The sequence below is a fragment of the Aurantiacibacter sediminis genome, assembly GCF_016019885.1.
Classification (GTDB): domain Bacteria; phylum Pseudomonadota; class Alphaproteobacteria; order Sphingomonadales; family Sphingomonadaceae; genus Alteraurantiacibacter; species Alteraurantiacibacter sediminis.
In genome coordinates this window covers 149,183-167,640 of sequence record NZ_JAEANY010000001.1, presented here as the reverse complement: position 1 = coordinate 167,640, position 18,458 = coordinate 149,183, and the positions used below count along the sequence as shown (strand labels likewise).

General features: G+C 58.9%; 27 protein-coding genes. 15 read left to right on the top strand and 12 right to left on the bottom strand.

What is annotated here, in order from left to right:
• The first annotated feature begins 9 nt into the window (after positions 1-9).
• Positions 10-798 (top strand): hypothetical protein, encoded by a 789-nt coding sequence (locus I5L03_RS00935; protein ID WP_197919836.1) that lies wholly within the window; start codon positions 10-12, stop codon positions 796-798.
• Between the two features lies 1 nt (position 799).
• On the opposite strand, the gene I5L03_RS00930 is transcribed toward I5L03_RS00935, so the two are convergent.
• From I5L03_RS00930 to I5L03_RS00915, 4 genes are all read right to left on the bottom strand, one after another.
• Complete coding sequence (locus tag I5L03_RS00930) at positions 800-1,354, bottom strand: DUF924 family protein (protein WP_197919835.1); 555 nt, start codon at positions 1,352-1,354, stop codon at positions 800-802.
• Positions 1,355-1,371: 17 nt separating this feature from the next.
• On the bottom strand, positions 1,372-1,794 hold the full coding sequence (locus I5L03_RS00925; protein ID WP_197919834.1) for a hypothetical protein: 423 nt from the start codon (positions 1,792-1,794) through the stop codon (positions 1,372-1,374).
• 82 nt (positions 1,795-1,876) lie between these two features.
• A complete protein-coding gene (locus I5L03_RS00920) occupies positions 1,877-2,233 on the bottom strand; it encodes a hypothetical protein (protein ID WP_197919833.1) in 357 nt (118 codons plus the stop codon).
• A 140-nt stretch (positions 2,234-2,373) separates the two neighbouring features.
• The gene (locus I5L03_RS00915) at positions 2,374-2,655 is read right to left on the bottom strand and encodes a zinc-finger domain-containing protein (protein ID WP_197919832.1); all 282 of its coding nucleotides are present in this window, start codon (positions 2,653-2,655) and stop codon (positions 2,374-2,376) included.
• A gap of 55 nt (positions 2,656-2,710) precedes the next feature.
• On the opposite strand from I5L03_RS00915, the gene I5L03_RS00910 reads away from it, so the two are divergent.
• From I5L03_RS00910 to I5L03_RS00895, 4 genes are read left to right on the top strand one after another with little or no spacing between them, the layout of a single operon-like run.
• The gene (locus I5L03_RS00910; RefSeq protein ID WP_197919831.1) at positions 2,711-3,655 is read left to right on the top strand and encodes an ABC transporter ATP-binding protein; all 945 of its coding nucleotides are present in this window, start codon (positions 2,711-2,713) and stop codon (positions 3,653-3,655) included.
• Between the two features lie 4 nt (positions 3,656-3,659).
• Positions 3,660-4,775 (top strand): calcium:proton antiporter, encoded by a 1,116-nt coding sequence (locus tag I5L03_RS00905; protein ID WP_197919830.1) that lies wholly within the window; start codon positions 3,660-3,662, stop codon positions 4,773-4,775.
• Positions 4,775-6,364, top strand: coding sequence for an L-aspartate oxidase (nadB, locus tag I5L03_RS00900; protein ID WP_197919829.1), 1,590 nt, complete (start codon positions 4,775-4,777; stop codon positions 6,362-6,364). Before I5L03_RS00905 ends, nadB begins: the two co-directional genes overlap by 1 nt.
• A gap of 32 nt (positions 6,365-6,396) precedes the next feature.
• Entirely contained in the window at positions 6,397-6,852 is a 456-nt protein-coding gene (locus I5L03_RS00895) for a putative periplasmic lipoprotein (protein ID WP_197919828.1), read from the top strand.
• A gap of 7 nt (positions 6,853-6,859) precedes the next feature.
• Here I5L03_RS00895 and I5L03_RS00890 read toward each other — a convergent pair whose 3' ends face one another.
• Positions 6,860-7,081 carry a hypothetical protein gene (locus tag I5L03_RS00890; RefSeq protein ID WP_199803173.1) on the bottom strand — a complete coding sequence of 74 codons (222 nt, stop codon included), beginning with the start codon at positions 7,079-7,081 and terminating at the stop codon, positions 6,860-6,862.
• A gap of 625 nt (positions 7,082-7,706) precedes the next feature.
• Between I5L03_RS00890 and I5L03_RS00885 the strand changes: the two genes are divergently transcribed.
• The 5 genes from I5L03_RS00885 to I5L03_RS00870 all read left to right on the top strand — a co-directional run bounded on the left by I5L03_RS00885 (position 7,707) and on the right by I5L03_RS00870 (position 11,011).
• On the top strand, positions 7,707-9,749 hold the full coding sequence (locus I5L03_RS00885; RefSeq protein WP_197919827.1) for a ribonucleoside-diphosphate reductase subunit alpha: 2,043 nt from the start codon (positions 7,707-7,709) through the stop codon (positions 9,747-9,749).
• 176 nt (positions 9,750-9,925) lie between these two features.
• Positions 9,926-10,135 carry a DUF3892 domain-containing protein gene (locus I5L03_RS13610; protein ID WP_407647587.1) on the top strand — a complete coding sequence of 70 codons (210 nt, stop codon included), beginning with the start codon at positions 9,926-9,928 and terminating at the stop codon, positions 10,133-10,135.
• 181 nt (positions 10,136-10,316) lie between these two features.
• Positions 10,317-10,508: a hypothetical protein gene (locus I5L03_RS00880; protein ID WP_197919826.1), complete on the top strand. Its 192-nt coding sequence runs from the start codon at positions 10,317-10,319 to the stop codon at positions 10,506-10,508.
• Between the two features lie 12 nt (positions 10,509-10,520).
• The gene (locus I5L03_RS00875) at positions 10,521-10,706 is read left to right on the top strand and encodes a hypothetical protein (protein WP_197919825.1); all 186 of its coding nucleotides are present in this window, start codon (positions 10,521-10,523) and stop codon (positions 10,704-10,706) included.
• A 23-nt stretch (positions 10,707-10,729) separates the two neighbouring features.
• Positions 10,730-11,011, top strand: coding sequence for a hypothetical protein (locus I5L03_RS00870; RefSeq protein WP_197919824.1), 282 nt, complete (start codon positions 10,730-10,732; stop codon positions 11,009-11,011).
• A gap of 103 nt (positions 11,012-11,114) precedes the next feature.
• On the opposite strand, the gene I5L03_RS00865 is transcribed toward I5L03_RS00870, so the two are convergent.
• Positions 11,115-11,357 (bottom strand): DUF2171 domain-containing protein, encoded by a 243-nt coding sequence (locus tag I5L03_RS00865; protein WP_197919823.1) that lies wholly within the window; start codon positions 11,355-11,357, stop codon positions 11,115-11,117.
• Positions 11,358-11,494: 137 nt separating this feature from the next.
• Here I5L03_RS00865 and I5L03_RS00860 point away from each other — a divergent pair, with 137 nt between their 5' ends.
• A complete protein-coding gene (locus tag I5L03_RS00860) occupies positions 11,495-11,797 on the top strand; it encodes a hypothetical protein (protein ID WP_197919822.1) in 303 nt (100 codons plus the stop codon).
• Between the two features lie 17 nt (positions 11,798-11,814).
• Here I5L03_RS00860 and I5L03_RS00855 read toward each other — a convergent pair whose 3' ends face one another.
• Positions 11,815-12,036, bottom strand: a complete 222-nt coding sequence (locus I5L03_RS00855; RefSeq protein ID WP_197919821.1) for a hypothetical protein — start codon at positions 12,034-12,036, stop codon at positions 11,815-11,817.
• 152 nt (positions 12,037-12,188) lie between these two features.
• Positions 12,189-12,443 carry a hypothetical protein gene (locus I5L03_RS00850; protein ID WP_197919820.1) on the bottom strand — a complete coding sequence of 85 codons (255 nt, stop codon included), beginning with the start codon at positions 12,441-12,443 and terminating at the stop codon, positions 12,189-12,191.
• A 194-nt stretch (positions 12,444-12,637) separates the two neighbouring features.
• On the opposite strand from I5L03_RS00850, the gene I5L03_RS00845 reads away from it, so the two are divergent.
• Together I5L03_RS00845 and I5L03_RS00840 are read left to right on the top strand one after the other, a co-directional pair.
• The gene (locus I5L03_RS00845) at positions 12,638-13,699 is read left to right on the top strand and encodes a ribonucleotide-diphosphate reductase subunit beta (RefSeq protein WP_197919819.1); all 1,062 of its coding nucleotides are present in this window, start codon (positions 12,638-12,640) and stop codon (positions 13,697-13,699) included.
• 8 nt (positions 13,700-13,707) lie between these two features.
• Positions 13,708-14,676: a hypothetical protein gene (locus I5L03_RS00840; protein WP_197919818.1), complete on the top strand. Its 969-nt coding sequence runs from the start codon at positions 13,708-13,710 to the stop codon at positions 14,674-14,676.
• A 268-nt stretch (positions 14,677-14,944) separates the two neighbouring features.
• Here I5L03_RS00840 and I5L03_RS00835 read toward each other — a convergent pair whose 3' ends face one another.
• Positions 14,945-15,307: an endonuclease domain-containing protein gene (locus I5L03_RS00835; protein WP_197919817.1), complete on the bottom strand. Its 363-nt coding sequence runs from the start codon at positions 15,305-15,307 to the stop codon at positions 14,945-14,947.
• A gap of 627 nt (positions 15,308-15,934) precedes the next feature.
• Between I5L03_RS00835 and I5L03_RS00830 the strand changes: the two genes are divergently transcribed.
• Positions 15,935-16,393: a hypothetical protein gene (locus I5L03_RS00830; RefSeq protein ID WP_197919816.1), complete on the top strand. Its 459-nt coding sequence runs from the start codon at positions 15,935-15,937 to the stop codon at positions 16,391-16,393.
• Between the two features lie 64 nt (positions 16,394-16,457).
• Here I5L03_RS00830 and I5L03_RS00825 read toward each other — a convergent pair whose 3' ends face one another.
• The 3 genes from I5L03_RS00825 to I5L03_RS00815 are packed head-to-tail and all read right to left on the bottom strand — an operon-like array spanning position 16,458 to position 17,944.
• Positions 16,458-16,844: a hypothetical protein gene (locus I5L03_RS00825; protein ID WP_197919815.1), complete on the bottom strand. Its 387-nt coding sequence runs from the start codon at positions 16,842-16,844 to the stop codon at positions 16,458-16,460.
• Positions 16,845-16,850: 6 nt separating this feature from the next.
• Positions 16,851-17,486, bottom strand: a complete 636-nt coding sequence (locus I5L03_RS00820) for a hypothetical protein (RefSeq protein WP_197919814.1) — start codon at positions 17,484-17,486, stop codon at positions 16,851-16,853.
• Entirely contained in the window at positions 17,486-17,944 is a 459-nt protein-coding gene (locus tag I5L03_RS00815) for a DUF4870 family protein (RefSeq protein WP_197919813.1), read from the bottom strand. Before I5L03_RS00815 ends, I5L03_RS00820 begins: the two co-directional genes overlap by 1 nt.
• Before the next feature lie 299 nt (positions 17,945-18,243).
• Here I5L03_RS00815 and I5L03_RS00810 point away from each other — a divergent pair, with 299 nt between their 5' ends.
• Positions 18,244-18,429: a YdcH family protein gene (locus I5L03_RS00810; protein ID WP_197919812.1), complete on the top strand. Its 186-nt coding sequence runs from the start codon at positions 18,244-18,246 to the stop codon at positions 18,427-18,429.
• Positions 18,430-18,458: the final 29 nt, after the last annotated feature.

Here is an 18,458-nt window from a genome sequence, read left to right as displayed (position 1 = left end):
GGGGAATGCATGAGTTGGGATGATTACTTTGCCGAGGATGCCGGTGCGGATGAGGCAGAGGCACGTGGCAAACCGCGCACGGTGACCGTCGGCTGGACAGTGCGCTGGCCGGGCAATGGTGATGCCATCTGGGCGCCGCCTAAGACATTCAGCCGCTCCGATCCCAAGGCCGCTTCTGCCAAAAGCATCCAGGCCTGCCCCGCTGCCATCGACTTCGATCGCCGCCATTTCGTAATTCCCTGCCCGGTCGACCTCACTCTGAAATTCGAGAAGAATGCACAGGGGCAGATCCAGCTCAACGATGCCGATGGCGAGAAATCGGGAATGCGCCCGCAAGGGCGCGCGAACCTGTTTATCGTCCAGCCGCCCAATGAATGGCGCGATCCAAATCGGCCCATCGTACAGTTCACCGCGCCTTACGTCTTCGTGGCGGACCAGCCCTGCTATGTGGTCCAGACCGCTCCTTATCTGCATTGGTTTCCCACCCCGCGCCCGGGAGTGCAGATGGGTGGACGTTTTCCCATCCATATCTGGCCGCGCCCGCTCGCATGGGCATTCGAGTGGTATGACATTTCCAAACCGCTCGTGCTGAAGCGAGGTGAGCCTTGGTTCTACGTCTCCTTCGAAACGGAAAATCCCTCGGCACGCGTTCGGCTGGTCGAGCAGGAAATGACCGAAGAGCTGGAAAGCTACGTCAATTCGATCACCGATGTGTCGAACTATGTGAACAAGACATACGGCCTCTTCGAAGAAGCGAAACGCATGCGCCCGGAAAAACTGGTGAAGCCGAAAGGCTGAGCTACCAGCTAAACCCTGCATCGATAGCGCGCTGTTCCGCAGGTGTGGTTTTCCGCTCTAAAATATCGTTGCGATGCGGGAAACGCCCGAAGCGCGCAATCATGCGGTAGTGGCTCCGCGCAAAGCTGAGATTGCTCCCATCCCTGATCCGCCGGAAAGCCTCCAGCGAGCGCAATTGGTCCGCAATGTCCTCACTATGCATCAGGGGCATGGCGAGGAATTGTGCGCGGCGCGGCGGCAATAGGAGGTCACAGCCGAAGTCGAGCGCGTAATGCGTTATATCGCGGGCCAGAGGATCGAAAGCGAACGCCCTGGCCGTGCCGCGATAGATGTTGCGCGGCATCTGGTCGAATAGCAGCACCGCGGCAAGCGCCACTTGCGGATCGGCTACGAAGTTTTCAGGCCGCAAAGACGAAAGCGCCTCCAGCTCTGGCCGGAAGCGCTTTTCACATTCCCGATCCACCTCTTGCGATCCGCCCCACCAATCGGCAGGCGAAAGCTCGTGAAACCAGAAATAAAGCAGGTTCGCGGCCCAACGCCTCTGTGCGAGTGCCATCGGACGCGCGCCGTGGCTCAGCCTTCTGCGCTATCCACTTCGGTGTAAGGCACCCAATCTTCAAAGAATACCACGCCGGAAAAAACACCGCTCGAACGATCGATCAGGCGCGTCACATCGTTGCGGCAAAGCTGGCTGCCATACCGCTCGATAATGGGAACATCCCACGGCCCAATGGCATCGGGTTCGGTTGTGCGGGCAACCCACAGCGTATCGCCCCTGCGATAGGCGAGGCCGACATGCTCCACCACTTGCAGGCGATTGGAATTGAAAATGCTGATGCAGGTCTGTGCTTCGCCGGAGCGCTCGCGGTCTTCAACCAATTCGGCAAAAGCTTCGTCGGAGCGCTGCTGCATGCGTTCGTCGCGGTCTTGCGCCAGTGCCGGAGCCGAGATGGCAAGGGCGACGCCAGCGGCTGCGGTTGCAAATAGCTTGGTCATGGCATTTCTCCTAGGAGCGCGGATGTAACACAGTTTCACTGAATAGAAGCTGTCAGCCGGCCCTCGGGTTCCGGCCTGCGCGCTAATGCCGCGTGATTTCCAGCGTCACCCGCTGGTTAGGCCTCGGGGTTCCCGACAGATCGTAATGCTCGATCTGTACACGCCAACCCCCTGTGATTTCGCCGTCTTCCGCTTCAAACCAGCTGTCCGCACTCCAGACCTGTGGGCCGCCCCGTGTGTTGCCCTCATCGCTCAATTCCAACGGCCTGGGCAAACAGGCCTGAAAATAGCTGTGCAGCCTCGCGAATTCCTCCGCCGCTTGATCGAAGCTTTGCATATGATGGGAGCAATGGACGCTCATCTCGTCTTCGGTCGGGCCAAGATCGAGATTACAGGTGTCTGCGCCAAACGGGATTGCCGCCACGCCGTCCAGCGCCACGCTTACATGCCTTTCGGGGCGAACAACGATCGAGATCCGCTCGTATGCCTGCGCTTGCGGATCAAGTATAACGTTGATCAGATTACAGGATGGTTGCGAAGCCGAGGCCAGGGCGGCGCCAAGCAGGATTGCCGAAGAGCTCAATATGCCGGGTTCTTGCGCGCGGTTTTGGCATCTGCGCCGGTGGCGGACACGTCGGGCACATTGCCATCATCGGCCGGGCCGCCTTTCAGCACGAAACGCCGATCGCAATAGCCGCAATCGACATAGCCCTTTTCATCGATCTGCATCCACACGCGCGGATGGCCAAGGCTGGCGGGCAGATAGTTCTCGCCGCCGCGAATATCGCCGGCGCCATCGCACCAGACGCGGGCGGAATCGACAAGGGTGGTTTCAGGGGCAGGGATCGAAGAGTTGCTCATGGCCTCAGCCTCTATCGCTTTACGCCGCTGCGGAAAAGCCCCAAAGAGCGCGGCAATGTCAAACGATCAGCCATCCGCCGCAATCGAAATCCGCGACCTGAAAAAGGTTTATGCCGGGACGAAAAAATCCGGCCCGAAAGAAGCGCTGAAAGGCGTCAGCTTCGATGTGCCGGAAGGGCAGGTCTTCGGCCTGCTTGGCCCCAATGGCGCGGGTAAGTCGACGCTGATCAACATCATGGCCGGGCTGGTGAACAAGACTGGCGGCAGCGTGAAAATCTGGGGTCACGACATTGATCGGGACCACCGCAATGCAAAGCTCAACATCGGCATCGTGCCGCAGGAAATCGTCTTTGATCCGTTCTTCACGCCCTATGAAGTCTTGGAAAACCAGAGCGGCATGTATGGCGTGGCCAAGGCGCTGCGTCGTTCGGAAGAATTGCTCAAAGCCGTGCGGCTGGAAGACAAGCGCGATGCCTATGCCCGCACGCTGTCGGGCGGGATGAAGCGGCGGCTGCTGATTGCCAAGGCCATGGTGCATTCGCCGCCCATCCTCGTGCTCGATGAACCCACCGCTGGCGTCGATGTGGAACTGCGCAAACAGCTGTGGGACCTGGTCGGCGAGCTAAATGCAGAGGGTGTGACCGTGGTGCTCACCACACATTATCTCGAAGAGGCCGAAGAGTTATGCGAGCGCGTCGCCATCATCAATCATGGCGAGCTGATCGCCAACAAGCCGACGCGCGAGCTGATCGGAATGATGGGCGAAAAGATTGTCCGCGTGCAGGTGGACAAGGACCTTGGCGGCCCGATCATGGAAGAAGCTTTCATCAAGGCTGAGGTGGTGGAGGACCGCGTCCTCGAAGTCACCTATGACAAATCCGAAACGACCGCCGGGCAAGTCCTCGCCAAGGTGCAGGAGCATGGCTACGCGATCGAGGATGTGACAACGCGCGAGGCGGATCTGGAGGATGTGTTTGTCCAGCTGACAAGCGAGGAGTGAAGTGATGGCTATGACCGCTCAGGCTGAGGAAGCCGCTTCGGGTAAAATCAAGATAGGTTTGCCGTGGTGGACAATACTTTTTCCGATTGCTGGATTGCTTGCGGGTGCTTTGGGCCTTCCCAAACTGGGCGGATTCTGGACGCCGCTCTTGGGCGGTATCCTAATCGGGGCGGTCCTCGCCGCAGTCCATCACGCGGAGGTGATCGCACACAAGGTCGGAGAACCTTTTGGCACGCTTGTTCTTGCCGTGGCGGTTACCGTCATCGAAGTCTCGTTGATTGTCTCTTTGATGATTTCGCAGGTCGCGAATGCCGAAACACTGGCGCGCGACACGCTGGTCGCTGCCATAATGATCATCATGGCAGGGATGCTTGGCGCTTGTTTCCTTGTGGGCGGTATCAAGTTTCGCGAGCAGCACTTTACGAGGGAAGGGGCTATGGCTGGAATAAGCACCCTTGCCGCATTGGCTGTCCTCGTCCTCATTCTGCCGAACTTTACGGCAAACGGCTCAGAGGCGTCTTATTCGCCTTCGCAGCTTATATTTGTCGGCATTGTGTCGCTTGTCCTTTATCTGACGTTCGTGCTTGTCCAGACCGTGCGACACGTCGCCTATTTCCTTCCGGCGACCCCGGCAGCTGAGAAAACCTCTGTAGACGAGCCGACCGCCCGTCTCGCGTGGAGCGCGTTGGCCATGTTGCTGGTTTCTCTCGGCGCGGTCATTTTGCTGGCCAAGGGGCTATCGCCGACAATTGAAGGTGCGCTGATTGCGGCCAGCTTGCCGCTTGCGCTTATGCCTATCCTAATCGCTGGAATGGTCCTTGCACCGGAAGGGCTTGCAGCCGTTCGCGCCGCGCAGCGAGACGATCTGCAATCCGGCATCAATCTCTCCGTTGGATCGGCACTTGCTGCGGTAGGGCTGACAATCCCGGCAGTCGCTTTCGTCTCAATCCTATTTGACCTGCCGCTGACTCTCGGTGTCAGCCCGCGCGACATGACGCTTCTTGCGTTGACGCTGTTTGTCGCCGCTGTCGGGATGAGTCGCGGGCGCGTAACCGTCCTGCACGGGACTGTCTGTCTCGTGATCTTCGCCACTTATCTTTTTACGACGATGGTTCCCTGATGACGATTGCTGATCAACACGACGTCCTTATCATCGGTTCGGGCGCGGCGGGGCTTACGGCTGCGCTGACGCTGGCGGAGAAATGCAAAGTCCTGGTCCTCGCCAAAGGTACGCTGCGCAGCGGTTCCACCGCTTGGGCGCAGGGCGGCATTGCGGCAGTGCTCGATGCGGGCGACACTTTTGAAGATCACATTTGCGATACCATGGTCGCGGGCGCGGGGCTGAATGATCGCGAGACTGTCGAATTCGTCATCGAGGGGGCGCCTGCTGCGATCGATCGCCTGTGCGAGCTGGGCGTGCCGTTCAATCGCGAGAGCGGCGATCTGCACCTGACGCGCGAGGGCGGGCATTCGCATCGCCGCATCGTCCATGTCGACGATGCGACCGGCTGGGCAGTTCAAGCGGCATTGCTCAAGGCGGCGGAAGAGCATCCCAACATCACCCTGCTCCCGGATCGCACCTGCGTCGATCTTATCACCGGGCGCAATGCCGAGAAATACTCAGGATCGGGCCGCGTGTGGGGCGCCTATGCGCTCGATGTGACGACCGGCAAGGTGGAGACTTACACAGCCAGGGCGACGATCCTTGCAGCGGGCGGCGCAGGCCGCGTCTACCAGTTTTCGACCGCTCCGCGCGGAGCGACGGGAGACGGGATTGCGATGGCCTGGCGCGCAGGCGCGCGCGTTTCCAACATGGAAATGATGCAGTTCCACCCGACTTGTCTCTACAATCTGGAGGTCAAGAATTTCCTCATTACAGAGGCGGTGCGCGGCGAGGGCGGGCGGCTGTTCCATCCCGAAACCGGCCACCGCTTCATGGAGGATTACGACGCCGAGCGGATGGAGCTTGCCCCGCGCGATGTGGTTGCCCGCGCGATCGACGACCAGATCAAGCGCTACGGCCTCGATTACGTGCATCTCGACATCAGCCACATGCCCGCCGATTTCGTGACGCATCATTTCCCGACCATCCATGAAAAGCTAATGGGGCTGGGGATCGACATGACAAAGGGCCCGATCCCGGTCGTACCCGCGCAACATTACACCTGCGGCGGGGTGGTGATTGACCTCAACGGTCGCACCGATCTGCCCGGCCTCTATGCCGCGGGCGAAGTCACCGAAAGCGGCCTGCACGGCGCCAATCGCCTCGCGTCCAACTCCCTCCTCGAATGCTTCGTGTTCGGGGAGGCGGCGGGCAAGCATATCTTGGCAAATTGGGACGGGTTCGACGCGCCGCCAGCCATCCGCGAGTGGGATGAAAGCCGCGTCACCGATTCCGACGAAGAAGTCGTCATCAAGCAGAACTGGACCGAGATCCGCCGCATGATGTGGAACTATGTCGGCATTGTGCGCACCACCAAGCGGCTCGAACGCGCGGGCAACCGGATCGATCTGCTGGGCGAGGAAATCCGCGACTATTACGGCCACTTCCGCGTGACGACCGACCTCATCGAGTTGCGCAACCTCCACCAATGCGCCGACCTGATCGTGAAGAGCGCCCTCAAACGCCACGAAAGCCGCGGGCTGCACTATACGCTCGATTATCCGGAGACGGCGGAGGTGGTCGAAGACACGGTGCTGGTGCCGTGATCGTTTACCGGAGCGAGGAGAAGACCCGACATATGCGCTTCGTTTTCTTCCTCATCCTAATGTGCTTACCACTCGCGGGCTGCAGTTGGGATCGCAGCGCGAGAATCGAAGCAGGGACATCGCAGCCGCAGTTCACCTTCACCAATCTCGGGCGTTTCATCGGCTCAAATCCGGAGCCTGTCTGCGCGACGCGTGTCAGCATGCACCAGAACGAACGTATCGTCTGGGAGATATTTGTGCCGATCGAAAGCACAGATGAAGCGCCAAAATGCAAAACGATTGCCGATATTCGCTACGGCGAGGTGCCCACGGGCTTCATGCAAAGCGTTCCGCCGGAATATCTCCGCGAAAACACGCCTTACGAACTGCGTTTTGACAATCTCGGGGAATATCCGCGGAGTGGACGCCGCGCATTTTGCCTCAATGAGGACCGCGAGGCTGTGGATGTCCGCTTTGATAGCGGACGTCCTAGCTCTTGCGAAGACTGAGAAGCCCTCAATCGTCCATCATGAGTATGAAAACAAAGGCGAGGAACGTTCCGCCAAGGAACAGCATCCAGCTCCAGTAGAAATCGAAATTAATTCCATATTCGGGAAAGTTCACATCGACCTGGAAAATGTTCAGCATGCCGCCCGTCGCGCCGCCTGATCCCATGAACAAGGCAATTATCACGGCGAGCAATGCGCCAAACGGTATGGCTTTCAGAAAGGCGATCATGACAAGGCTGGCTCCTGACTGAAAATGGTTGCGCAATGCTTAGCGGCTTCGCGCACAGCGTCCAGAGTCGCGCCAACTGCGGTGGACAAATCGAACGAAAATTTCACGCCCGGATTCGATTGATTCACGGATCGCTCATTTTGAATCGCATTTGTGAAACTGCACAGATTTTTTTCCGCAGATTGATTTTACCCCTTGCGTGACCCGCGAGCCGTGGACTTTCCACGCGTCGCGGTGCTTTGTGAGCATAACACACCGCTAATTCGCGACACAAATTGACGGTAAATCGCCTTTAACCCTCTTGCGTCTCACCCGCTGCCGATTCACAAGGGGTTGTGGTCACGGCTGCGGGGCTACCCACTAGACCTTGTTTTCACGCCTTGCGTGCTGATTCGCACGAGGGGCCCGGATTCGGCGAATTCCGGCGTAAAGAACAGGGGGCCTTGTGGACCATGCAGTGGGTGATCTGATGATGGGCGGGGGATAAAGATTCCGCGCCCATCCATGTGAAAAAGCGTTGTGAATGACTACATAGGGGTGACAGCCCCGAGTCGAACACAAGCGGAACAAAAACGCATTCGGCCGGGTTCATCCCCGCGCCGTGCAGAAACGGGAAACGGGGCCAATGGAATTTCGAAACGGAGACGATGCGGCGATGGGACTGGACGAAAACATGACGACCGATGCCCCTGAAAAGCCCGCTTCTGAAAAGAAAGCTCCGAAAAAGGCAAAGGCAGTGAGCATGGATAAGAAAGACGCCGGAAGCGAAGAGCTGGTGGCAGAAGCTGCCGCAGGCGCGATGGCGGAAGCCACCAAGGCTGCCATGTCGGAAGCCGCCAAGTCCAAAAGCGATTCCAAGAGCATCCTGCCGCGCCGTTTCGACGTGAAGATCGACGAGACGCGCGATGCGAACCTGACCGAATTCGGCAAGGAAACGCTCACCGATCGCTACCTGCTCCCGGGTGAGAAATATCAGGACCTGTTCGCCCGCGTCGCCGATTATTATGCGGACGATGCCGAGCATGCGCAGCGCCTGTATGACTACATTTCCAACCTGTGGTTCATGCCCGCAACGCCCGTTCTCTCGAATGGCGGCACCACGCGCGGCCTGCCGATCAGCTGCTATCTGAACTCCGTGTCGGACAGCCTCGATGGCATCGTCGGCACGTGGAACGAGAATGTCTGGCTCGCTTCGAAGGGCGGCGGCATCGGCACCTATTGGGGCAATGTGCGCGGCATTGGTGAGCCGGTTGGCCTCAACGGCAAGACCAGCGGCATCATTCCTTTCGTGCGCGTGATGGATTCGCTGACGCTGGCGATTTCGCAGGGCTCGCTGCGCCGCGGCTCGGCTGCCTGCTACATCGACATCCACCACCCGGAAATCGAGGAATTCCTCGAAATCCGTAAACCCTCGGGCGATTTCAACCGCAAGGCTCTGAACCTGCACCACGGCGTGCTGGTGACGGACGACTTCATGGAAGCCGTGCGCGCTGGCGAAAGCTACGATCTCGTCTCGCCCAAGGATGGCAGCGTCCGCAAGACGGTGGATGCCCGCTCGCTGTTCCAGAAGCTGGTCGAAACGCGTCTCGCCACAGGTGAGCCCTACATCGTCTTCGCCGACACTGTGAACCGCATGATGCCAAAGCATCACCGCGATCTCGGCCTCAAGGTCTCGACCTCGAACCTGTGTTCGGAAATCACCCTGCCGACAGGTGTTGATCACCTTGGCAATGATCGCACGGCGGTGTGCTGCCTGTCCTCGCTCAACCTCGAAAAGTGGGAAGAGTGGAATGGCGACAAGCAGTTCATCGAGGACGTGATGCGCTTCCTCGACAATGTCCTGCAGGACTATATCGACCGCGCGCCGGACGAGATGGCCCGCGCCAAATATTCCGCCGCGCGTGAGCGTTCGGTCGGCCTCGGCGTCATGGGCTTCCATTCCTTCCTGCAAGCCAAGCAAATCGGCTTCGAAAGCCCGATGGCGAAGGTGTGGAACCTGAAAATGTTCAAGCACATCAATGCCAAGGCGAACGAAGCATCGATGATGCTCGCGAAGGAACGCGGCCCTTGCCCCGATGCGGAAGAAATGGGCGCAATGGAACGCTTCAGCTGCAAGATGGCAATCGCGCCGACTGCGTCGATCTCCATCATCTGCGGCGGCACCAGCGCCTGTATCGAGCCGATCCCGGCGAACATCTACACGCACAAGACCCTCTCGGGCAGCTTCGTGGTGAAGAACCCGCATCTGGAAAAGATCCTCGACAAGAAATCGAAGAACTCGACCAATGTGTGGAATTCCATCCTCGAGAAAAACGGCAGCGTCCAGCATCTCGACTTCCTGACGGATGAGGAAAAGGCCGCGTTCAAGACCAGCTTCGAAATCGATCAGCGCTGGCTGCTCGAATTCGCCGCCGACCGCGCGCCTTTCATCGATCAGGCGCAGAGTCTCAACCTCTTCATCCCCGCCGATGTCGACAAGTGGGACCTGATGATGCTGCACTTCCAAGCGTGGGAAAAGGGCATCAAGTCGCTCTATTACCTGCGTTCGAAGAGCGTGCAGCGCGCCGGTTTCGCAGGCGGCGTGGAAGCGGACAACACCGCCGATGCGCAGAAGTTCGAACTGGCTGCCGAGCAGACCGACTATGAGGAATGTCTGGCTTGTCAGTGACGAGCGAACTTTGACAAGTTTCCGATATCGAAGTCGGAAAAGCCGAGACCCGAAGCAGCGGCAACTGCTCCGGGTCTCTAACATCAACACCCAAGGGTGATTGAAGTTGCGTGCTCACAATGTGTGAACAGAGTGAGGCAGTCAATCCCTTGGGGAAACCTGAGAAGGATTGAACTATGCCGAAAAGAGTAAAAGTGACCAGAGAAACCGATAGCGGTCGGAACGCTGGTTTTCGTGATAATTTCACGGGTGACGAGATGACACGTGCACAGTTCGTCCGGGCTATCGAAAATGGGGAATATCCAAATTACCACGTACGTGATGTTAACGGAGTGAAGACTCCGGCTTCGAACCCGGACGGTACTCGCAACAACAATCTTGGCTGAATTAGCGCGCCAGTTGGCGCGAAGCCTTTCACTGGCTTATCGCATCGCCCTCCCGAGCTTCGGCCCGGGAGGGCGATTTGTTTTGTGATGAATTGGTCGTAGGCGGTGAGGCAGAGCTTCCCCGCGCCAGCAATCACGGTTAGGCTCTGTCGTTCAAGCTGGCGGGGATAAGGGGACGCGCGTGGACGGGAATATACCGATGATTGTCGGGATCGTAGGCACGGTGCTTGCGGTGCTGGTGTTTGTGAATGGCTGGCGGATGCGCAAATCGGGGCGGTCGGGCGCCGCGTTGGGCTGCGCGCATATGGTGCTTGCAGTCATTTTCGTGCCGATGATCTGGTGGATCATCAATAATCTGCTCACCGCAGCATAAGGGAAGGCAATCATGGATAATGACGCGCTGTTTGTCTCCGCCATCGTCGTGGTCGGCGTTCTGGCCATTCTCAACGCGTGGCGCGGATCGGTGTTGATGCGCGGCGGCGATGTGGCGGGTGCGCGCAAGTTCTTTATCATGGGATTGACCATGTTGTTCATGGTGGCCTTCGCGATCTATATCAGGCCAGTGGGATGATTTGCGGGGAGGAGAATTCCGCCATGTTCCAGAGAATTGCCATCACTGTAGGGTTGGCCGTGCTGCTGTCGGCCTGTGCGAACCAGATCGATGCGGGTGTCTCAGCCGAGGCATCCGCACCCGGTTTCTGGTGGGGCCTATGGCATGGCTTCGTCTTCCCCTTCGCTTGGATCGGATCGCTCTTCGATCCGAACATTGCGGTCTACGCCGTGCCCAATTCGGGCGGCTGGTATGATTTCGGCTTCTTCCTCGGCATCACCGTGCTTGGCGGGGGCAGTTTCTTCGGGTCGAAAAGCCGGGGCTGAGGCCAGAAACGCGGAGCCCGGCCTCGCCAGCCTCCTTGAGGCTTTGCGAGCGCCAGGCTCCTTTTGCTGCCACCCTCACGGGCGGACAGAAACTCGTTTTCAATCAGACGGTGGCTTGGGCCTTGTTGCCCAGACCCGCCGGAATCCGTGCATCCTTCTTGAGGTACACGCGATTATCTTTCACGCGGTCGACATCGTTCATGCTGAGGAAGTGGTGCATATCATCCATGCTGTCCGACTTGGTCAGCTTAATATTGTCATTCTCCACCGCATCCACGGTGCCGATATGCTCGCCTTCCGAATTGGTGACTTCCATGTGTTCACTGATGCGTAGCTTCTCAAACATAAAGTAATTTGCCTTTCAAATTAGCGTCTTACTTAATCAACGGAAGGGCGGGGCACACGTTCCTCATTTCATCGCCGATGATGCACGGCTCATTTTTGGTAAGGCTTTCCTAACCATTCTGCGCGTATGCAAGACGCATGGGTAGCAGAGCCAACAAACGCTTTCCGACGCATCACGGATATGGCGAAATCGGTGTGTCGCGGTTTCTCGTCCTCTACGTCGCGCAAGTGGCGTGGTTCGGGCTGGGCATTTACCTCTATGCCGATGCCTATTGGCCCTCGACTTGCCAGCCCGAAAACCTGCTGGAAATCTATGGCTGCTCGATGCGGCTGCCTGAAAATGGCGGCTGGAGAGAGGCAGGGCTGCTCACCTGGCTGTGGGCGACGCCGATCCTGATCGGTCTCGAGATTTCGCGCCGCATCAACAAGCAGGAGCGCTGAGCGCGCGCCAATCGCCGCTACTTGGCAAAGCCACCAGCGAGAGAACCGTCCGCGTGGCGCGCGCGTGTGGTCTGTTTTTGCTGCGGGCCATGATGGAATTGCGGCCTCTCCTCGGTCAGCACGCCCATCTGGCGCATCCGGTCGAGCGATTGCGAGACTTTGGGCGACGGGTCGTCCTGCTGGGCCGGCGGGGGCAGTGTATTCCAGCCGGTCTTTCCCGCACGTGATGTGGTGGTCATTCTCTCTCTCCAACGCGCCGGAATTGGCTACGCGTAAATGAAACATTGTATCGCGGATTTGCGTTCCAACGGCTCGTCGCAAAAACCCGTCGGGCCAAACGCAAAGAGGCGAGCCGAAGCCCGCCCCTTTAAAAACAACCGATTACTACGCCTTAGCTGTCTTTAAGGCCGCGCTCGATCGCGCGTTCGATTATATCGTTGTCGGGATTATCCTTTAGAGCGGGGCGCTCACCCTTGGCACGCATCCGCGCCTCGTCTTCGCGCACGCCGGTGGCGGTCAGGCCTGCACCATCAGGCTCTTCCTGATGAGTGACGGCGCGGCTGTCTCCGGGCTCGTAATCATAGGTGTTGCCAGTGCTGGTGCCGTCGGTCTCATTATAGGCGGACTTCGTTTTGCTGTCGGACATGGGGGGCTTGCTCCTGATTTTCAGTGCGGGTTCGTAACCCATCAATCCACGCGCGAGGCCGCATGTTCCGAAACATAGCCTAAAGCATGCACCGCAATCCCCAAATTATCCCCGACACAAAGACCATGCTTGCTATCGAATCACGCCTGTGATTCCCTATATAGGTTATTCGCACAAACACCGGAGACCACCACATGTCGTTGCTCGAAGCCCGCAAGACCTACAAGCCCTTTGAATATCCGTGGGCCTATGAGTTCTGGAAACGGCAGCAGCAGGTCCACTGGATGCCGGAAGAAGTGCCCCTGGGTGAGGACTGCCGCGACTGGGCGCAGAACCTGTCGGATCATGAGCGGAACCTGCTCACGCAGATCTTCCGTTTCTTCACCCAGGCCGATGTCGAGGTGCAGGATTGCTACCACGAGAAATACGGCCGCGTGTTCAAGCCGACCGAGGTCAAGATGATGCTCGCCGCCTTCTCCAATATGGAGACGGTGCATATCGCGGCCTATTCCCACCTGCTCGACACGATCGGCATGCCCGAAAGCGAATACGGCATGTTCCTCGAATATGAGGAAATGAAGGACAAGCACGACTACCTTCAGGAATTCGGCGTCGATAATGATGAGGATATCGCCCGCACGCTGGCGATGTTCGGCGGCTTTACCGAAGGGCTGCAGCTCTTCGCCAGCTTCGCCATGCTGATGAACTTCCCGCGCTTCAACAAGATGAAGGGCATGGGCCAGATCGTCAGCTGGTCGGTGCGCGATGAAAGCCTGCACTGCGAAGGCATCACCCGCCTCTTCCATGCCTTCTGTCAGGAGCGGGACTGCCTGACCAAGGCGGTGAAGGAAGACATCATGGACATGTGCCAGAAAACGGTGCGCCTGGAAGATGCCTTCATCGATCTCGCTTTCGAAGATGGCCCCGTGCCCGGCATGACGGCGAAGGAAATCAAGAAGTATATCCGCTACATTGCGGACTGGCGCCTGCAGCAGCTCGGCCTGCCGACCATCTATATGGTCGAAGACCACCCGCTGCCCTGGCTCGCCCCGCTGCTGAACGGCGTGGAGCACGCCAACTTCTTCGAAACCCGCGCCACCGAATATTCCAAGGGCGCGACGACGGGCAATTGGCAGGATGTGTGGAGTAGCTTCGACAAACGCCGCACCGCCAAAGCCGCGAACGAAGAAGAAGTCGCGGACGAAGGCCCTGATATGTTCGGCGAGACCAGCGCTAAGGGTGTTGCTGCGGAGTAGGTCCCGGTATGGATCTGACCGAGATTATTCATGGTGCAATCGAGGATTTGCCAGCTGGCGATTTTATGCCAGGTCTTCGATCAATTCAGCGCCACATCGCTGTAGCGATAAAGCACTTTGAGCGAGAGGACGATGGTGAACTAGATTCGTGCACTGATGCTATTTACCGTTGTAATCAAGCCTTTGAAGGGGGGTTGAAAGAAGCTTATAGGGTTCTTGCGGGAAAGGATCCGTCTAAGCTCACTCCCTTTAAGATCGAAGAATATTTGGAGAAAGAAAAGCTGATAAGGCCGCGCGCCCTTAAACAGCTTACGCGTTACCGCGAGGACTACAGGAACCCGTCAACTCACGATTACAAGCTCGACTTCGACGCTGATGAAGCTCTGCTAGCAATAGTTTCTGTTTCAGCTTTCACAAAGCTATTGGTGAATCAGATTGCAGGTAAAATCGCTTTCGATGCCGGCAAATCCAGCTCAAAGAAAGTTTCGAAGACAACAATTAAATCTGTGGAGCAGTTTGGCGTTTTCGTAGCGGAATTCGTGCGCAAAAAGTTGGGCGAGTCGCCTGAGTTTGAAGCATCCGACAGAACCCGGACACGATTATTTCTTGATGGCGCGCTCAATGGAGCGGGTATTGAAACTCAATTTAATCTTGATCCAGATGAGGACGAAGAAGAAGACTTTCCTTGGAATAGCCTAGCTTTCCTTGGTGAATATGTATGTCCATTGGAAGTGCGGTATTTGCATATGTGCAGTGTCGAAGTTTCATTCGCTTGGGTCAAAAGCAAAATGGTAGAGGATGGTCTCACTTCGGCGGTTTTGGTTTTCTATGAGAACCATGGCTCTACAGAGTATCGTATAGCCAAGCATGAAATTGAAGGTGTGGGCCATATTCAAGTAGTTTATCCGAGTGAATTGCGCAAAAACCTAAGAGAAGTCGATCGAAAGCCCTATGAAGAGCTGACGGTGGGTGACTAGAATTACATTCGCCTCTCCCCCTCCTGCCTGCGGGAGGGGTTAGGGGTGGGCATGGGGCCGGGAGGCCCCACTCTTCTCTGGCAAGCGGCGGGGGGATTTTGCCCGCCCCGCTGCGACTAATCAGCAAGCTGATAAGTCTCGCGACCCTCCCGCAGGCGGGAGGGTTGGGGAGGTGTTGTCTGGCGATCGGTGCTCGGAATTGCCCACCCTGCTGCGACTAGGCGGCATAGCCGCCAAGTCTCGCTTCCCTCCCGCGGGCGGGAGGGATTTATTTGGGCTTTGGCTTTAGGCGTTCGACTTCTTCGCGGATCATGTGGAGCACGCCTTCGGTGTTGTGCCGCACATCCTCGTTCGCAAAGCGGAGTACGGTGTAGCCTTCGGCCTGCATGAAAGCATCGCGCCGCGCGTCGTGATCGGGGCGCAGATCGTGGCTCTCGCCATCGCATTCGACGACCAGTTTGAGATCGCGGCACAGGAAATCGGCGAAATAGGGGCCGACGGGCATTTGGCGGCTGAACTTTACGCCGAGCTGTTTGCGGGAGAGGTGCTGCCAGAGGGTGCGTTCTGCCGGTGGAGCGGCGTTGCGCAGGGTGCGGGCGCGGTTGGTGTTTCGGGGGTTCCACTCGGGCATGAGGTGGGTTTGCCTTAAACGTTTGGGTTTGCCCACCCCGCTGCGACTAACCAGCAAGCTGGTAAGTCTCGCGACCCTCCCGCAAGCGGGAGGGTTGGATTGCGCGCGACATGTTCCCCTCCCGCCTGCGGGAGGGGCTAGGGGTGGGCCTTTCTCAGCTACCACCAAAAATCGCCCTCCCTCCGGGAACCACCCCGCCAATGAAACATTGTATCAATGCGGACCGGGCCCCTCTGGCGGGCGGCGAAAGCCTCTCGTGATGTCGGACCGCATCGGACAGCCGGTGCGTGTTTGACGGTGGCCCAAGCCTCCCGGAAAACACCGAAACGAGCAGCGGCTGGCCGATCTCTCCAACCCTCCAATCAAGGAGACTGAAGATGAAGGCCCGTTTCAAAACCCTCGCATGTGCACCCTCGGTGCTGAAGGCGAAAATGCGCGGACGCCGCCGGCCGCGCGCCAAGAGCCTGTTTGGCAGGCTCATGCCCAGGGCGTTTGCGCCCGGGCTGCTGCGCGGATGACCCGCGCCAATTAGGAGAGGCGAGGGAGCTTATGGCTGCCTCGCCTCTTTCCTTGGGCGGCCCCTTTTGCGCTTTCCTACAGCCCGCACCCGCTCTCACCCTCCGGCGCATGAGCAGCGCCACACCATCTCGCCATCCCCAAGCCGGTCATCCCAAGCCGCGCCGCCGCATTCCGGCGTTCCACCCCGTTCCCGTGCGCGCACGCAAGGACGGGTGGACGCCTGAGCGGCAGGGTGCGTTTATCGGTTATCTTGCGCAGACGCTCTGCGTGGCGGAGGCCGCGCGGTGTGTCGGGATGGATGTGACCAGCGCCTATCGCTTGCGGCGGCGGGCAGGTGCGGCGGGGTTCGCCAATGCCTGGGATGTGGCGCTGGGCAGGCGGGTGAGCCGTATCAATCGCGCCTCGGCAAAGTCCACCGGTCTCTCGGCCGCCTATCGCTTCCACACAGGGCTGGTGCAGGTGGTGATGCGGCGCGGGAAATATCGCAGAATTCTGCGCAAGAATGACGATAATGCGATGCTGCAATTGCTCGCCCAATGCGACAGGCCGGGGGTGCATTATGGCTGAGGAGCGCGTGTCTTACACCTTCAGGGAGTGTTCCACTCTTGTGCTCATATCAGGGGCGCCCACATCAGCGCCGCCCGATGGCGAGCCGCGGCATCAGCGCGAAACCGATCTGGCCGAGAAAGCCATAGAGGCCGGGTGCCCGGGTGAGCGAGGCAAGCCAGCCGCGCGCGCCTTCGCCGATCACGCTGGCCAGCACCAGTTCGGCCGCCATCAACAGCGCGAATGCCGCACCGCCCATGACAAGCGCCTCGCGCGCAGTGGCAATAGCGAAGCGCCGCAGCAGCCAGCGCGCCGCAAGCCAGCTGGCGCCGAGCATGATGGGAATCTCGATGGCCACGAAGGCGGTCTCCCCCAGCGCCTCTGCGCCCCAGAGCACGCGCATTGTGCCGAGCACGAAGCCCAGCGTGAAAGTCACCGCCCAATAGGCGAGGACCGGCGCGGCGAGCCGCATGGCGGCCTACCAGCCCCAGGCTGGCGGGGGCGGCTCTATCGGGTCGCTCGCATCGAACTCCACGCGGAACAGGCGGGTGGGATCGTTGCGGCGGGTGAGCTGGTAAGTGAAGCGGGCGCCGGGCGCGTCGACATCATCCACCTCCATCCGCCAGACATTGGTGAGCGAGGCGGTGAGGCCTTCGCGCTCGAACAGGGCGATGGAGTAGGCATCCACCGGGAAGTCCTGCACCCGCGCCGTGCCGGTGGACAGCGTGTCGCCGCCATATTGGGTCAGCACATCCTCGCTGCCGTCCTCATGCCGGTGGTCGTGCTTGAGACGCAGACCATCCTCAGTACGGGTGACGAGCCAGGTGCGGCTGCGGTTCCAGCCGCCGGGATAGGTATCGTCCTCCACATGGAAGGCAATGGCGATGCGCGTGTCGGAACACTCGGTCCAATGCGCGATCATGATCTTGCCTTGCCAGTCGGCATCGCGCTCGTCCGAGCTGGTGAGCTCGCCCGCATAGGCATTCCCACAATGGCTGGAGAGCGCATCCCAGAACGCCTCCTGCGAAGCGGGAAGGGCGGGGGCATCGGAAGTGCTCGCACAGCTGCTTAGCGCAAGCGCGGCGGGGGCGAGGAGGAGTGCATAGGTGCGCATCAGAACAACAGGGCCTTGGGGTTGGGCATCGGGCGGCGCTCGCCTGCCTTAACCAGTGAGAGAATGCTGCGGATGGCGAACCATGCAGCGCACAGGACGAAAACCAGCATGCCGCCGAACATGATGACGAAGAAACCACCGGGAGGGCCCGAAGTGCTCGGTCCTGCATCGAAGGTAGCCATCGTGCCGAAAATCAGGCCAAACCACCCAAGCGCGAAAACAAGTGAGATCGCCAGTCCAATCCAGAAAGTGCGGATGAGATAGGTGAAATGGGTCTGCTCCCACTGGCTCGTCCGCTCTTCCCCGCGCCAGACATAGGCGAGGATTACGCCGATGAAGACGGAAACGCCCAGCACGAAATTCGCAAGATACAGGATCGAAATGATCACCGGCCGCTGCATGCTGAGCGAATTGTCTCGCGGCGCGCTGGCCGTTTGCGGTTGTGAAGCTTCGTCCATGATATCCCCTTCCGAGAGAAGATGTTTTGCGTAAGCCTAGGCGGCGCGGCACTGATAGGAAAGGCCCATTGAAAACGGGAGGTGATGCAAAAAATCGCTTCTGCTTGAAACCAAATCCGATGTTATACATTTACATGAATGCGGACCGGGCCCCTCTGGCAAGCGTCTCATTTGCGCTTGTGATGTCGGACCGCATCGGACAGCCGATGCGTGTTTGAACGGAGAGCCGGACGCTTCTCCCCACAAAACACAGCAAAAGCTGACCGATCATCTTCAACCCGTGTTTTGGGAGATTTTGGATGTCGGCCCGTTTCTATAAACTCACCGAGCTTCATCAGAAGCTGGACGCAGCGCTGCGCATGGAAAGCATGCGGCGGCTGCCCGATCAGTTGAAAGTCATGGCTCTCAAGCGCCGCAAACTGCGCGTCAAGGAGCATCTGGTCCGCCTGACACCCAGCCACGTGCTGGCCACCTCTCGAGGCTAAGCCTCGGCGAGGGGCGGGGCGGAAGCGGC